General features: G+C 35.5%; 11 protein-coding genes. 9 read left to right on the top strand and 2 right to left on the bottom strand.

Going from position 1 to position 15469, the window contains the following annotated elements:
* Positions 1 to 351 precede the first annotated feature (351 nt).
* Together CQ046_RS07965 and CQ046_RS07960 are read right to left on the bottom strand one after the other, a co-directional pair.
* Positions 352 to 1761, bottom strand: a complete 1410-nt coding sequence (locus CQ046_RS07965) for a hypothetical protein (protein ID WP_105701745.1) — start codon at positions 1759 to 1761, stop codon at positions 352 to 354.
* A 44-nt stretch (positions 1762 to 1805) separates the two neighbouring features.
* Positions 1806 to 4595, bottom strand: coding sequence for a TonB-dependent receptor domain-containing protein (locus tag CQ046_RS07960; protein WP_105701744.1), 2790 nt, complete (start codon positions 4593 to 4595; stop codon positions 1806 to 1808).
* Between the two features lie 324 nt (positions 4596 to 4919).
* Between CQ046_RS07960 and CQ046_RS07955 the strand changes: the two genes are divergently transcribed.
* The 9 genes from CQ046_RS07955 to CQ046_RS07915 all read left to right on the top strand — a co-directional run bounded on the left by CQ046_RS07955 (position 4920) and on the right by CQ046_RS07915 (position 15459).
* A complete protein-coding gene (locus CQ046_RS07955) occupies positions 4920 to 5594 on the top strand; it encodes a response regulator (protein ID WP_076596113.1) in 675 nt (224 codons plus the stop codon).
* A 48-nt stretch (positions 5595 to 5642) separates the two neighbouring features.
* Positions 5643 to 6674: a sensor histidine kinase gene (locus CQ046_RS07950; protein ID WP_105701743.1), complete on the top strand. Its 1032-nt coding sequence runs from the start codon at positions 5643 to 5645 to the stop codon at positions 6672 to 6674.
* Positions 6675 to 6808: 134 nt separating this feature from the next.
* Positions 6809 to 7408, top strand: coding sequence for an IS1096 element passenger TnpR family protein (locus CQ046_RS07945; RefSeq protein WP_105701742.1), 600 nt, complete (start codon positions 6809 to 6811; stop codon positions 7406 to 7408).
* A gap of 149 nt (positions 7409 to 7557) precedes the next feature.
* Positions 7558 to 8907 (top strand): alpha-amylase family glycosyl hydrolase, encoded by a 1350-nt coding sequence (locus tag CQ046_RS07940; protein WP_105701741.1) that lies wholly within the window; start codon positions 7558 to 7560, stop codon positions 8905 to 8907.
* 150 nt (positions 8908 to 9057) lie between these two features.
* Positions 9058 to 9498 carry a hypothetical protein gene (locus CQ046_RS07935; protein ID WP_105701805.1) on the top strand — a complete coding sequence of 147 codons (441 nt, stop codon included), beginning with the start codon at positions 9058 to 9060 and terminating at the stop codon, positions 9496 to 9498.
* Positions 9499 to 9854: 356 nt separating this feature from the next.
* Positions 9855 to 12629 (top strand): M4 family metallopeptidase, encoded by a 2775-nt coding sequence (locus CQ046_RS07930; RefSeq protein ID WP_105701740.1) that lies wholly within the window; start codon positions 9855 to 9857, stop codon positions 12627 to 12629.
* 144 nt (positions 12630 to 12773) lie between these two features.
* Positions 12774 to 13568: a thymidylate synthase gene (locus CQ046_RS07925; RefSeq protein ID WP_105701739.1), complete on the top strand. Its 795-nt coding sequence runs from the start codon at positions 12774 to 12776 to the stop codon at positions 13566 to 13568.
* Positions 13569 to 13648: 80 nt separating this feature from the next.
* The gene (locus CQ046_RS07920) at positions 13649 to 15088 is read left to right on the top strand and encodes a hypothetical protein (RefSeq protein ID WP_105701738.1); all 1440 of its coding nucleotides are present in this window, start codon (positions 13649 to 13651) and stop codon (positions 15086 to 15088) included.
* A gap of 152 nt (positions 15089 to 15240) precedes the next feature.
* Positions 15241 to 15459 carry a hypothetical protein gene (locus tag CQ046_RS07915; protein WP_062674294.1) on the top strand — a complete coding sequence of 73 codons (219 nt, stop codon included), beginning with the start codon at positions 15241 to 15243 and terminating at the stop codon, positions 15457 to 15459.
* The last annotated feature ends 10 nt before the right edge of the window (positions 15460 to 15469 follow it).

The raw sequence follows: 15469 nt of genomic DNA, 5'->3' as shown, positions 1-15469 counted from the left end.
TGTAATCGCCATCGGAAGCTTTTCTGGTGGCATTTTTTTTGAATTATAAATTATAAATTATGAATGGTGAAGTTTCGGGTCTTTTCTCTATCAATAGGAATGGGCTCTTTAGCCCATTTATTAAATAGAAGAACCATTCGTCCGGCTTTAGCCAAAACTTATAAAAGAACAATCAGTGTTCAACCCAAAAAATTACTGTTCATATTCCCCTTTTCTGTTTTACAATATGAACACCTCTTAATATTGATTCCGGCGGAAAGTCCTAATAATTGATCATAACCATAAAAAAGCCCTCGGAAAATATTTCCGAAGGCCTTCTATTTGAAATTAAATCTAAGTACTATTACTATATTATAAGTTGAAGTTGGTCCATCCTGCATACCAAGTATCGTTGGCATCCTTTACAGCACCTTTGTAAGTTACCTGAGTAAACCAAGTAGCTAATTTAGGATTAGTAAATGCTCCTCCAGTTAATAATGGAGAACCTGCAGAAGGAGTGAAGTTTGGTGTAGTTCCTGCAGGAGCCCAAGCACCAGCAAGTTTTACATCGGCAGTAGAAGCAAGGATTGTATTTCCTTTAGCATTAAACCAAGTTGTAAGGTCGTTTAATGTATACGTTGTCGGAGTAGATGTAGATGGTCCGAATTTTAAAGGAGTTGTATTTCCTGCTAAAACGTTGTTTTCAAAGAATAACTTGTTACCTACAATATTGTTATCCGTTGGAGCTCCTTTCGTAGCATCAATGAATAAACCTACAGGGAATCCTGTGAATACAGAGTTGAATACAGAGATAGAAGAGTTTCTTCTGATCTGTAATGCATTCTGGAATAATGCGTTGATAGATCCAGGAGCCGCAGAGTTGATTGGCCCGATGATCGTCATGTTAGAGAATGTAGCTGAAGTCTGAGGCGTTAAAGTAGAACCGTTAGCATCATTATCAGATTCAAAAGCGTTAGAACCTGAAACGTCTGCTACCTGAGAATCTCTTACTGCAATACCAAACTGTACATTTCCTGAGAAACCGTTATCCGTATCGAAATCGTCATCAAGACCTTTATAAGAAATAAGGTGAGAACAGTTTACCGTTCCTCCGAACCATTCAAAACTGTCATCATTAGCATAAGCAACTTCTACATAATCTACTGTAGTTCCGTTACCTACACCACCGAATGTAAGTCCGTTAATCTCTTTATCTGGTAAGAATGCATATCCGGCATATTCTATTCTTACATATTTTAATACACCACTGTTGTCAGCAGCATTGTTTCCACCGTAAAGTCCAAGACTTTCAGAGTTGTTGATCCCTCCTTCAATCTCTCCAACTCCGTTTGCTCCACCGAAAGAAGCGTTAGTAGGAGCATTTCCTAAGATTACTACACCTGCCCAGTCTCCTCTTTTAGGACTTGGTTTTTCAGAAGTGAAGATAATAGGATTGGCAGCAGTACCTTCTGCCATGATTTTACTTCCTTTTGTAATGATCAAAGCTCCGTTTTTATCAGCTTCACCTACAATCTTTGTACCTGGCTCGATAGTTAAAGTAGCTCCGTTAGTTACATATACTAGTCCTCTTAGCTTATAGATTTTATTGGCTTTAAGCGTAAGGCTGGAAGTGATCTTTCCTGAAAGAATAAGGTTTTCAGTATCTCCGTTTCCGTTACCTCCATTTTGAATAATGGTAGGTCCATCTTCTTCTATATTTCTACATGCGGTAGTTGATACTAGAGCGCCAAGCATTAAAGAATATAAAACGAACTTTTTCATGTTATAAAGAATTAAATTATTTATTAGATTATTTGTTGAGTGAATTAAAAATTGTATCCCAGTGTTAAACTGATATTGGTTCCTGAAAGTCTTTCAATAGCAAGAGCATCTTTGCTGTCATACTTACCGTTGTCGTTCAGGTCATGGTAGAATTTAGCACGACGGTTCAGGATATCTGAAACATTCAGCTTGATCTCTCCTTTGTTGCTCCAAATCTTTTTAGCAACCTGGAAGTCTAAAAGAGGTCTTGGTGCTTCCCAGATTGGTGGTACCTGATCGTTTCCTACATAAAGGATTCTTCTTCCAATCATGTTGAATAATACGGTAGAAGACCATCCAGATTTTTCAGTATCATACTGAAGGCTTACGTTGACCGTGTATGGAGATTGTCCCTGCATTGGTCTGTCAATCTTAGTAGCTTCGTCTGTTACTTTGTTTTTAATTAAAGCTACGTTTCCACCCAGCGTAAAGTTTTTAAGAGCACTTACAAAATCCAGTTTTTTTCTTACTTCAAATTCTACCCCGTAAGCATCAGCTTTATCTACGTTAAGGTAGTTGAAGGTATTACTGGTTCCTACCCCAGACTGGTTGAAGTATAATTCGATAGGTTTTTTAAAGTTTTTATAGAAACCTGCTACGGATATGATTTCTCCGTTTCTTGGGTAATATTCCCAACGAACGTCAGCACTCGTGATTTTAGTTCTTTCAATAGATTTATTACCAATTACCGTAGCTCCAAGGTCAAAATCATAATATGCTAAAGGAGAAACCTCTCTAAATTCTGGTCTTACTACGGTTTGTGAACCTGCAACACGGATATTCATTTTAGGATTTACCTTGAATGTCAAGTTAACAGCTGGTAAAAAGTCTGTAACACGCGTATTCACAAAACGATCGTCACTTTTCTTTGTGCTTCCTACCAATTGGTCAAAGTTTTCAACTCTTAATCCCCAAACTGCTCTTAACCATGGTGTAAAGTTATTGTCAAACTGTAAATATCCTGCGTTAAGGATCGTATTGGCAATATATCTGTACTGGTTTCCTGCAATTTCATCAAATGTAAATCCTCCATTACCACCGAAATTCTCAGGATTGAAAATAGTTTCAAAAGGTTGAGAAAGTAATCCCTGATTGAATTTTTCAAGTCTTACAGAGAATGGTCTTGAGTTGTATATTCTGTCTTTTACCTGGAATAAATAACCTCCCTTGATGGTTTGCTTTTGACCAAACATCGTAAATGTCTTGGATACGTCACCTCCGGCATTATATAGATAATCACTTAAAGTAGAGTAGAATACACTTCCTGATTTTTGAGAAAGACCATTAGAAATCAATGCTAGATAAGGGCTTCCTGTCATGTTTGTGTATTGGTTATACTGCAAACGCTGAAGCAAAGGGATATACTGATCCAGGATCCCGAAACTTCCGTACCAGTTTACGGTAAGTCCGCCAAGAACATCAATTTTGTGGTTACCAGTAAGAGTAGAGTTATAGAAAGTAGTTTCTTTAAATCCTATTTCCCTTGCCATGATATTGGTTCCGTTGATCGGATCAAATTCAAAGTCCTTACCAGTTCTGAAGGACATGTGGTTCACCGTATTATTCGTGATAATATTCTTTAGGGAAATTTTATTGTTGCTGTTCAGCTTTAAAGCTAAGTTCAACATTCCTCCTAAAATAATATCATTGCTGTATTTTTCTGTAAAATAATCGAAGTTGGTATCAGCAAGCTGGTCGTTAATGGTAAAGAAACGGTTGGTAGACTCAGTTCTTCTTTTGTTGTTACTGTAGTTTAAAACTGCAATTACCCCTAAATCTTTTCCAAATACTTTGGTATTAAATCCTCCGTCTAACTGTAAACTGATATTTTCAGGATAGCCGATACTGTTGTATCCAAGGTTCTTTGTATATCCCTTACCAATCTCTGTTTTCTGAGATTCAGTCAAAATACTGAACGCATTTTTTGCAGGCATATTGGTAGGAAGCTTTCTGTAACCGTCATCAATTCCTAAAAAGTCCCATTTTCCTCCTTTCTGCATATGGAATTCCTGTCCCATAGTAGCTGTATTTCCTCCTACACCCACTTGTACATTGAAGAAATTCTTATTAGGAATATCTTTAGTATTTACTTGAATCAAAGCTCCTCCCCATTCTCCGGTATATTCAGGAATGAAGGTTTTGTTGATAACAAGCGTTTCGATAACGTTAGCGGGGAAAAGGTCAAAAGAGAAAGTCTTTCTGTCTGGTTCCGTACTGGATAATTGAATACCATTTAACATCGCCTGGTTGTAACGGTCTGACAAACCTCTTACTACGATATATTTTCCTTCAGATAAACTCACCCCGGAAACTCTTTTCAGAACTTCACCCGTGTTTCTATCCGGACTTCTTTTAATAGCTTCTACACCAATAACCTGAGAAACTACACCAGCGTTCTTTTGTAAACCGATGGTAGAGGCTATGGTTTCTTTTCTTGCGTTAGATTTTATGACAACTCCCTCAATTTCTTTTTCTTTAGTAGAGGGCTTATCCAGAACGATATCAAGATGAGTATTACCTTCATTTTTAATGATAACCTCGCTGATCTCTTTTCTGTTATACCCATTGGAGCTTACCGTTACAATGTAATTGGTACCAGGGGAAAGGTTGATAGAGTAGTATCCGGAAATGTCAGTAGTTACCTCCTGTCCATTTACTTTTACTTTTACTCCTTCTATAGGAGTATTATCTTTCTCATCCAATACCCTACCTTCCAAAATTTGGCTTTGTGCAAAAGCATAGCCAGCAGAAAACAAGGCAAGTAGCATAATGCTCTTGTGGAGTTGTTTTTTCATTTTACTTCTTTTACTTCTTTTTCAAGGGCAAAATAAAGGCTAAGTTTTTAGGAAAACTTTAGGATAATCTTAATTAATTGTGAAGTTTGTATTAACGGATGGGTAGATTTTATAGTTATCGATGTTTTATTTATATAATTGTAATTTTTGTTTTAATTTTAAATATTATTCCTTATATTTGGTTTGTGTGTACTTATTTGTTAGTTTTTTTATTGATTTTGTAATTTTAAGTCAAAATATGGTTTTTTAATAATTAGTTAACATTTGACGGATAGATAAAATCAATTGAAATAATTAATTTTGTGGGAATTCTTAAACTAGAAGATGAGCAAAAAAATTCTTTTAATAGACGATGAACTGGACATTTTAGAGATTCTGTCTTACAATTTGGAAAAGGAAGGGTATGATATCTATACAGCTACCAATGGTAACGAAGGTATAGAAAAAGCAAAGGAGATTGTTCCGGATCTTATCTTATTAGATGTCATGATGCCTGAGAAAGATGGTATAGAAACCTGTCAGGAACTTCGTAAAGTGAAAGAACTTCAAAAAACACTTATTGTGTTCCTTTCTGCAAGAAGCGAAGAGTTTTCTCAGTTAGCCGGTTTTCAGGCGGGTGCCAATGATTACGTCGTAAAACTGATTAAACCAAAAATCCTTATCTCTAAAGTAAATGCATTATTACAGCTTACCTCTCAGGTATCTGACAATGCTAAACTAATCGAAATCGGAGACCTTGTTATCGATAAAGATAATTTCAGAGTTTCCAAAAGCGGACAGCAATTTCTTCTTCCCAAAAAAGAATTTGATTTGCTTTACCTTTTGGCTTCCAATACTGAAAAGGTTTTCAAGAGAGAAGAAATTCTGGAAAAAGTTTGGGGTAATGATGTGATTGTAGGGGAGAGAACCATAGATGTTCACATTAGAAGGCTTAGAGAAAAATTAGGAATCAATACGATTCAGACATTAAAAGGGATTGGGTACAAACTGATCGTTTAATTCGCTAAAAACCTTAACTTTACGTTCAATCATTAAAACGTTGTAAAATTGAAATTTTACAGACTTACCCTCGTTGCCTCCTGTCTGCTGACACTGGTAATGTTCCTTTTAGTAGTCGTATTCGATTCACTGAAAGATATCTATTATGAGACCCCTTTGTTTAAAACGGGTCTTTTCATCTGTATTGTCCTGATCTTTATGATCAACTGTGTGGTATTGGAACTCCTTTTCAATTACTACAGCAGAAAACAGGTAAAAGGTCTTTCCGGCTTTCTTCCACAGGAAATAGTGCAGAATCATGACGAAAATATCACCATTAAAGAATTAGGAGAAAGATTTTCAGATCTCAATCAGCAGCAGGTATCAGAAATTGATATGATGAAGGAGATGGAAAGCTACCGTAAAGAATACATCGGAAATGTTTCCCATGAGCTGAAAACCCCTCTGTTTTCTATCCAGGGATATGTAGAAACTTTAAGAGACGGTGGAGTAGATAATCTCACCATCAGAGATAAATATCTGGAAAGAATAGACATATCAGTAGAAAGACTGATTGCTATCGTGAAAGATCTGGATATGATCAACAGGCTGGAAGCCGGTGAAATTAATCTTACCGTTTCAAAATTTGATGTCAACCTTCTGATCAAGGAAATTTTTGATCTTCTTGATCTTGAAGCTGAAAAAAGAAATACAACATTACAAATTCAGACCCTTCATCCACAAATCTTTGTGGAGGCTGATAAACAAAAGATTTCCCAGGTTTTTATTAATCTTATTTCTAATGCGATTCATTATGCCAACAGACAGGAAGCAAAAGTAATCGTGAAAACCAGTGTCCTGAAAAATAAGGTGCTGATAGAAGTTATAGACAACGGAATGGGAATCAAATCTGAAATTCTTCCAAGAATCTTCGAAAGATTTTATCGTGTAGAAACCAGCAGAAGCCGAAGAGAAGGGGGTTCCGGGCTTGGATTGGCGATCGTAAAACACATCCTTGAAGCACATAACGAAAATATTACCGTAGAAAGTGTCTACCTTGAAGGCACAAAGTTCAGTTTTATGCTTGAAAAAAGTAAATAATTCCTGCAAAATGTAAGAAAAAAAAATATTTTAAAAAATCCTGAAATATTTTTTTGTCACATGTCATTTATTATATATTTGCAACAGAGATTTATCATAATTATAAAGGCAAAAAAGTAATTTAAGAAACTGATATGGTTTACAAAATCCGCGTAATATTAGATGCGAAAGAGGATATTTTCCGAGATATCGAAGTTAAGGGAAAACAAACGTTATGGAACTTACATTTAGGAATTAAAAGTGCATTCAGTCTGCAGGGAGATGAGCTTTCTACTTTTAATCTGTTAGAAGATGACGGAACAATCGTAAAAAGTGTCCCATTAGAAGATATGAGTGATGATGGTGATGGTGAGATTATGTCAGATGTTTACATTGATGAAGCTTTTGCAAATGTAGGCGACAAAGCACAGTTCCAGTACGGACTTCTTGATCTTTGGGAATTCTTCTGTGAGCTTGTAGAAGTAATTGAAGAGACAAAAGGAGTTAATTATCCTATCACAGTATACAGATTTGGAAACGTTCCATTGAAAGCACCTAGCAAAAACGGAAGTGCCGGAGGATCTAAAAAGAAATCAGCAATGCCTTTGGCCGATGACGAGTTTGGTTTTGATGACGATTTTGGAGCAGGAGGAAATTTCTCAGATGAAGATGATGACAGCTTCGATGATGAGGAAGAAGAAGACTACAATGACGATGTCTTTGATGATGAAGATGACAATGATGACGAAAGATAGTCAACACAATATATGGCCCTGGATTTTGATCCGGGGCTTTTTTATGGCAAAAAGTAAAATAGTAAAAAAGATAATTTACAAATAAGCTGATTTTGCCATTTCTCCTTTCCACCCAAAAAACATTCCTTACTTTTGCTAAAAATAGATTGATGAAAAAATTAATTTTAATAGCTGTAATTGGTCTGGGAATTGTTTCCTGTACCACCCGAAAAAATACACAAAAGATGACAGAACTGCCAAAAGATTGGAAACATAACACGAATATCTACGAAGTAAACATAAGACAATATACTCAGGAAGGAACTTTCAAAGCATTTGCAAAAGAAATGCCCCGCCTGAAATCTATGGGAGTAAAAACACTTTGGTTTATGCCCATTACTCCAATTGCCCAGCAGAATAAAAAAGGAAGCATGGGCAGTCCTTATGCAGCAGCAGATTATACTTCCATTAACCCCGAATTCGGAACGCTGCAGGATTTTAAAGATATGGTGAATGAGGCACACAGATTAGGATTCAAAGTAATCATAGACTGGGTGGCCAACCATACAGGATGGGATCATGTATGGACGAAAACTCATCCCGAATTTTATCTAAAAGATCCCGATGGTAAATTCCATATTGCTTCCGGAATGGACGATATTATTGAGTTGGATTATAAAAACCAGGAAATGCGCCTGGCCATGATAGATGCTATGAAATTCTGGGTGAAAGAAACCAATATTGATGGTTTCCGATGTGACCTTGCTTCGTGGGTAGAAGTAGATTTCTGGCAGCAGGCACGTCCCGAAGTAGAAAAAGTGAAACCTCTTTTCTGGCTGGGAGAATTCGATGAATTAGAAAGCCCGGAGTACGGAAAAGTTTTTGATGCAAGCTATTCATGGAAATGGATGCATAAGACTGCTGACTATTACAAAAAAAATGAACCTCTTCAGGAACTAAAAGATCTTCTGAGACAGTATTCCAATATCGGAGATACTTCTATGAGAGCATGGTTTACAGCCAATCATGATGAAAATTCCTGGAATGGGACCGAGTATGAAAAATACGGAGTCATCACAAAACCTATGGCTGTGTTTTCTGCTACATGGAACGGTGTTCCGCTATTATACTCAGGGCAGGAGCTTCCGAATATGAAAAGACTGGAGTTTTTCGAGAAAGATGTCATCAAGTGGACTAATACTTATCAGCTGGCCGATTTCTATAAAACATTATTGGATTTAAAAGCTTTTAATCCTGCTTTAAGAGGTGGTGATTCTAATGTAACCACTTATTTACTGAATACTACAGCAAATGACAAAATTCTGGCCTATGTAAGGAAAAATGGAAAAAACGAGGTATTAGTAGTGCTGAATATGTCAAAAGAACCTGTCAGTTTTTCCATTGAAGACGAACAGGTATCAGGAACATTCAGAAATGTTTTTGATAAAACAAAAAGAGATTTCAGTAATGGAAAAGACTTCAGTTTCAAGGTTTCTGATTATGCCGTATTTGAAAAATAAGCAGTAAAGCCTTTGAAATTCTTGCCGAAACTGTAAAATCTTAATAACTAGTCTTTAAAGGTACTCAATTCCCCTCCGTTGGAGGGGTGTCAAAATCTATGATTTTGACGGGGTGGTTTATCTGCCCCAAATAAAAAAATGACCATTGCAATGAACAAACAGGAGATAATCAACATCATTAAAAACAAAGCAGCCGACAAAATCCAGTATTTTGAAAACCTTATCGCAGAAACAAGAGCTTCCAATAACGATACGAAAAGCTCAATGGGTGATAAGTATGAAACCGGAAGAGAAATGCTTCAGCAGGAAATCAATAATCTTCAGAGACAGTTGAACGAAGTATTGAATCAGCAGGCTGTTTTGCAGAAAATAACGTCTGAGCCTGCAGAAAAAGTTCAGAATGGTGCGTTGGTAAAGACTGATAAAGGATTGTTTTATGTTGCGGTTTCCATGGGAGAAATTACTTTTCAGAATCAGAAAATAATGACTGTTTCTGCAGAATCTCCTTTGGTAAAAAAAATGTTGGGTAAAAAAAATGAAGAGAAGTTTATAATTAATAATATTCATCACGTTATTAAATATATTTGGTAAGATTACGGTATAATTAATGTCATGTAATATATTTTTTCTGTTATTTTTTTTCTAAAAATATGATCATATATTCAATTAAAAAGGTAAATAGAATGAAAGTTTAGATAATTTTTTTATTGATTAATATTTAATTTTTAATAAAAAATATAAACGTATTTTCATTTTTTATTGTATTGTATCTTTTATTTTAATTGCATTTTATTATATTTTTTATTGTTTAATATTGTTTTGATTGATTTTTTGTATGTTTATTTGTTGTTTTATTGATTATTTGACAAAGATATTTTATCATTTATGATTGTTAGATTGGTTTGTTTGTTATATTTGGATTGTTAATCACCTAAATATAATTTATTATGAAAAACAAATTAATTTTTGCAATTTTTGTTCCGCTTTTGCTAAGTGGTATTTCTTTACAGGCTCAAAGATATGTTGAGCGAAAAATTAATAGTGATGACGGCAGGTCATCATTAATTGTGTTCAGCCCAGGAACAGCTGCTAAAGATTTAGCTTTGTCTGACAGTGAAAAGTTTTTCTCAGAAATTTTAGACCTTCCAGCTGGATCTAGGATGATCAAGATCAAATCCGCAAAATTGTTCAGTGATTTTTCTGATGAGAAATACCAACTTTACCATAATGGGATTAAAGTTGAATCTGCTAATTATATGTTGCATTATATAAAAGGCAGTCTGGTAAGCATGAATGGCGAGATGTATGATACTAGTGATGTAAATACAAAAGCAGATGTTTCGGAATCCACGGCACTTAATACCGCTATTAAATATATGGGTGCAAAAGTCTTAATGTCTGCCACTGAACATGGGAAAGATATAGGTTATCAGCCGAAAGGTGAACTTGTTTTACTTCCTGTTAGAGCTTCCGATGGTAAATACAGGCTTTTATTATCATATAAGTTTGATATTTTTTCTGCAGAACCTTTCTTAAGGTCTAATATTTATGTAGATGCAAAATCAGGCGCCATATTGCTTAATGATCCTATTATGAAGCATGCGGGAGAGAATACCCATGGAAAAGAATTAAAAAGCCTTGCTATTATCGGGCCAGAAAATAACCCACAACAGAGTTCCACATCATTTCTTGTTACAGGAAATGCCCAGACAAGATACAGTGGTACAAGATCTATTGAAACTACCCTTGTGAATGGCAAGTATGTATTAAAAGATAATACAAGAGGAGGGGGAATTAATACATATAATAATGGTAATAATGGAAACTCTCTTGTAAATACAAACTTTACGGATGCTGATAATAACTGGACTACTGCAGAACACTCCACGGGTAGTAATGACGCAGCATTGGATGCTCATTGGGGAGTAGAAAAGACATATGACTATTTTAAAAGTACATTTAATAGAAATAGCTATGATGATCAGGGTGCTGTGCTTAATAGTTATGTACATGTAGGTACCGGCTATGAAAATGCAGGCTGGACTGGAAGTGAAATGATATATGGTGATGGGGCAACCCGTTTTAAGCCGTTAACAGCATTTGACGTTACTGCCCATGAACTAGGACATGCGGTATGCGGGGCAGAAGCCGGGTTGTTGTACCAAAGAGAATCCGGAGCTATCAATGAGGGGCTATCCGATATTTGGGGGACTGTGGTTGAAAATACCTACGCACCAGAAAAACAGAATTTTTTAATTGGAGAAGATATTACCAAAGTCTCACCTTATTATTTAAGGTCTATGAGCAACCCAAATTCAGGATTGACTAAACAACCAGACACTTATAAAGGGACTTATTGGAAAGATGCAAGCAATACTTGTACTCCTCAAGGAAACTCTGATCTACCTGGATACAATGATGCTTGTGGTGTTCATACAAATAGTGGTGTACTGAACCATTGGTTTTATCGTTTGGTAATGGGAGGTTCCGGAACAAATGATATCGGAAATAGTTTCAATGTTACCGGGATAGGATTTGAAAAAGCAGCCAAGATTGTATATAGATTAGAAACCTCTTACCTTACAGCTAATTCTACTTATAATAATGCTATGACTTATGGCATTCAGTCGGCAATAGATCTTTATGGTACAGGCTCACCAGAACATATATCTACGCAAAATGCTTTTTATGCTGTAGGTTTAGGTCAGGCGTACAACGGAGGGGGCACAGGTACAGACACCCAGGCACCTACTGCGCCTCAGCTAGCAGCGTCTTCTACAACCCAAAACTCTACGGTATTATCATGGAGTGGAGCCACGGATAATGTAGGAGTAACGGGATATGATGTATACCAAGGATTAAGCCTTTTAGGTTCTACTTCTGCTGCAACTTATTCCGTAACAGGATTATCACCAGCTACTTCATATAATTTTACAGTAAAAGCAAAAGATGCTGCCGGAAATATTTCCCCGGCAAGTAATGCAGTGAATGTGACTACTCAATCTGGCGGGAGTACAACAAATTATTGCCCATCTTCAGCTAATTCCACAGCAGACGAACGCATAAGCAATGTGACATTTGCAAATATCAATAACACTTCAACAGGTACAGCCGGATATGAGAACTTTACTTCTGTTATTGGTGATGTAGTAAAAGGAAATACTTATTCCATTGCAATAACTCCATATTGGTCATCAATAAAATATAGTGAAGCATATGCTGTTTATGTTGACTTTAATGGAGATGGAGACTTTACAGATGCTGGAGAACTGGCTTGGTCAAAAGCTGCAAATACTACCACTCCTGTTTCTGGGAATATAACAATCCCTGCTACAACAGTTACAGGAAATACAAGAATGAGAGTTGTGTTGAAATACAGTTCGTTACCTACTTCACCATGCGAAACGTTTAGCTATGGGCAGGTTGAAGATTATACATTGAGAGTTGCTGCCCCAGGTTCTATTGCTTCATTGGTTGGTGAATCTTTAGGGGATAATAATGCGATCAGTATTTATCCGAATCCGGTAAACGATATCATTAAGATCAAATCTTCTTCCCGTTCAGAGTTTAAGTACCAGCTTGCTGACGCCCTTGGAAAAGTGGTGCTTTCGGGAGAGACAAAATCTCAGACCATTAATGTAGAATCATTACTTAAAGGAGTATATATCTTGTCATTGGATAATGGTAAAGAGAAAAATACCCAGAAGATTATTAAAAATTAATTATTGATTTTTAACAGATCCTTTGGGATTAACAGATGAAAAAATAATATTAAACAGTTGTGGAAATAATTTCACAGCTGTTTTTTTATTAACTTTGACACTTATTATAATTTATCAAATAGCATATTAATTAAATTTTCAGAAATGCAGAATTACCTAGACCTTTTACAGCATATTTTAGACAACGGAACTGATAAAACCGATAGAACAGGCACTGGCACAAGAAGTGTGTTCGGATATCAGCTGAGGTATGACCTGTCTAAAGGATTTCCTATGGTAACTACAAAAAAAGTGCATTTGAAATCTATTATTTACGAGTTGCTTTGGTTTTTGAAAGGAGATACCAACATCAAATACCTTAAAGATAACGGAGTAAGCATCTGGGATGAATGGGCGAATGAAAATGGAGATCTTGGACCGGTTTACGGAGCACAATGGAGAAGTTGGAATGGTGCAGACGGAAAAGTAGTAGATCAGATTACAGAAGTAATTGATCAGATTAAGAAGAACCCAGATTCCAGAAGACTGATTGTGTCAGCATGGAATGTTGCGGAAATTCCTAATATGGCTTTAGCTCCTTGCCATGCCTTATTTCAGTTTTATGTAGCAGATGGTAAATTATCCTTACAGTTATATCAGAGAAGTGCTGATGTTTTCCTTGGAGTGCCATTCAACATTGCAAGTTATGCTTTACTATTGATGATGGTGGCACAGGTTTGCGATCTGGAAGTTGGAGATTATGTTCACAGTTTTGGGGATGTTCATATTTACAATAATCATTTTGAACAGGTAAACAGACAGCTTGAGAGAGAACCTAGATCACTTCCTACAATGAAGCTGAATCCCGAAGTTAAAGATATCTTTGGATTTAATTTTGAGGATTTTACATTAGAGAATTACGATCCACATCCAGGGATTAAAGCTCCTGTAGCTATCTAGTATTTTTTCTAATATTTTTTTTATTCTGATATTTCTATTACTTTTGGCGTAGTTAAATAACCAAAGTAACTGAAACACTTATGAAAGAAAAAAGCAGCAATAATTATCAGATATTATTGAATCTCCTGATTGTTGTTTATATTCTCTATATAGTCCTGTCTGTTTTTAAAGAAAGAACACTATTGACAGATGATTTAGCCAGCGCTTATGGGTTAAAAACCATTTCGGGGTCCTATCTGTCTTTTGTACATACTTATCTGGATTCCCAAACAATGGGTGCCCGCCCGGTATCAGTATTTATAACGGCAACAGTATGTTTTTTAGCAAGGAATAATGAATCTGTTTATTTTCTCGGACTCCTTTTTTTTCCACTCTCATTAATGGTAATATACTGGGTTGCCCGTAAGATCTTTTCAAAAGAACTTGCCAGTTTAATTACTCTGCTGTATTCTGTTTCTTTGATAGGAACGAGCATTCAATTTTCTACAATGATGCTCAATTCAAATCTGGCCACTATTTTCTTTGCATTGAGCATTTATTTTGTTTATATCCGAAAAAATATTGTTCTCAGTTCTGTTTGCTTTATAGCTTCCGTACTGAGTTACGAAATTTTTCTCCCTCTTGTACTTCTGAACCTGTTTCTTATTAAAGAAAATAAAAAGCGGCTGCTTTTTGCAATTCTTACATTAGGAGCTGTTTTTCTTTTCAGGAAGGTAATTCAGCCTGCTATATTTGTGCATTACTATCAAAGAGATGAGGTAAGCAAAGTATTGGAGGTTAAAAGAGTACTGTTTGTCATTGTTCTTGCCTTTAAAATGTTTTTTTATGATTTCTTCGTTGCAATATATAAAGGAGTGCTGCATTTAAGAAAAATGGATGTTTTAGGGTTAATCATGTCGGTCATTATTCCCCTTACAGTCTATAAAATATTCTATAATTATGATTTTAGAAGTAAATCAGAAGCTTTCAAAAAACTGAGTATTCTTTCTTTAGTTGCTATGCTGTTGGGGTTGAGTATTTTCCTTTTCTCATCCTATGTTCCTACACTTTTCGGGTTTGAGAACAGAAATCTGGGCGCGATAAGACTTTTTTATACCCTTTTTATTATTTCAGGTGTTATTTGGCTTTCAATAAAACTAAAATTAAAACAGAAAACAATCAGTATATTTCTGTCAATGATCACCTTTTTTCTTGTGATTACTAATATCAGTGTAAAAGATTCATGGATTTATGCGGCAAAGTTTAATAATGCATTGTTCAGCAAATTGAAAACAGCACTCAAAGAAAATAATATTGAAAGCGGAGAAATCTGTCTGGAATATGGCGTTTTTGATGAACTTAAATCCAATCCGAATTTTACACTCAGAGAACCTATTTTCTATAAAAGATGGGAAAGTGCTCAGCTATGCAAAATGAATGGCATTGATCCTCTGAAAATTCACGTAGATAATATCATTGATAAAAAAGAGTGTAATGCAACATTTCTTTACAAAAACGGAAAAATGGTTCTTGCAAAATAATGAGTACCATAAATTATCCTGATATAAAAACTTAATCAAGCTGTCTTTTAATAATTGTTTCTTAAATTTGAAAGAACAACTCTGTTATTCAATCTTTGAAAGGAGATAGGTGGTATGATTGTAGACTAATTTCAAACGCTTAAAAATAAATCATGAAGTATTTAAAAATCAATATCGAAGAAAATGCAGACATTGAAGCCCTGAAAAATGCAGTACTTCAGTTAAAAGGTGTAGCTTCAGCAGAAATAGTAGATGACGAAAATCCTGAAAGCGAACTTAAAAAAGCCTTTGCAAAAACTAAAGAACAGCTTAAAACGGGTGATTATGAAACCTTAGTCAATGATATTTTCGATATAATCATTAAGAAATAATTCTAAAAAA

It is taken from the genome of Chryseobacterium sp. MYb7 (assembly GCF_002979455.1).
Taxonomy (GTDB): Bacteria; Bacteroidota; Bacteroidia; order Flavobacteriales; family Weeksellaceae; genus Chryseobacterium.
This window is presented reverse-complemented; position numbering and strand designations above follow the sequence as displayed.

What these genes read in the sequence shown, in the direction of transcription:
- CQ046_RS07965 (WP_105701745.1), bottom strand. Translation starts at nt 1,761, where the DNA reads ATGAAAAAGTTCGTTTTATATTCTTTAATGCTTGGCGCTCTAGTATCA.
- CQ046_RS07960 (WP_105701744.1), bottom strand. Translation starts at nt 4,595, where the DNA reads ATGAAAAAACAACTCCACAAGAGCATTATGCTACTTGCCTTGTTTTCT.
- CQ046_RS07955 (WP_076596113.1), top strand. Translation starts at nt 4,920, where the DNA reads ATGAGCAAAAAAATTCTTTTAATAGACGATGAACTGGACATTTTAGAG.
- CQ046_RS07945 (WP_105701742.1), top strand. Translation starts at nt 6,809, where the DNA reads ATGGTTTACAAAATCCGCGTAATATTAGATGCGAAAGAGGATATTTTC.
- CQ046_RS07940 (WP_105701741.1), top strand. Translation starts at nt 7,558, where the DNA reads ATGAAAAAATTAATTTTAATAGCTGTAATTGGTCTGGGAATTGTTTCC.
- CQ046_RS07935 (WP_105701805.1), top strand. Translation starts at nt 9,058, where the DNA reads ATGAACAAACAGGAGATAATCAACATCATTAAAAACAAAGCAGCCGAC.
- CQ046_RS07930 (WP_105701740.1), top strand. Translation starts at nt 9,855, where the DNA reads ATGAAAAACAAATTAATTTTTGCAATTTTTGTTCCGCTTTTGCTAAGT.
- CQ046_RS07925 (WP_105701739.1), top strand. Translation starts at nt 12,774, where the DNA reads ATGCAGAATTACCTAGACCTTTTACAGCATATTTTAGACAACGGAACT.
- CQ046_RS07920 (WP_105701738.1), top strand. Translation starts at nt 13,649, where the DNA reads ATGAAAGAAAAAAGCAGCAATAATTATCAGATATTATTGAATCTCCTG.
- CQ046_RS07915 (WP_062674294.1), top strand. Translation starts at nt 15,241, where the DNA reads ATGAAGTATTTAAAAATCAATATCGAAGAAAATGCAGACATTGAAGCC.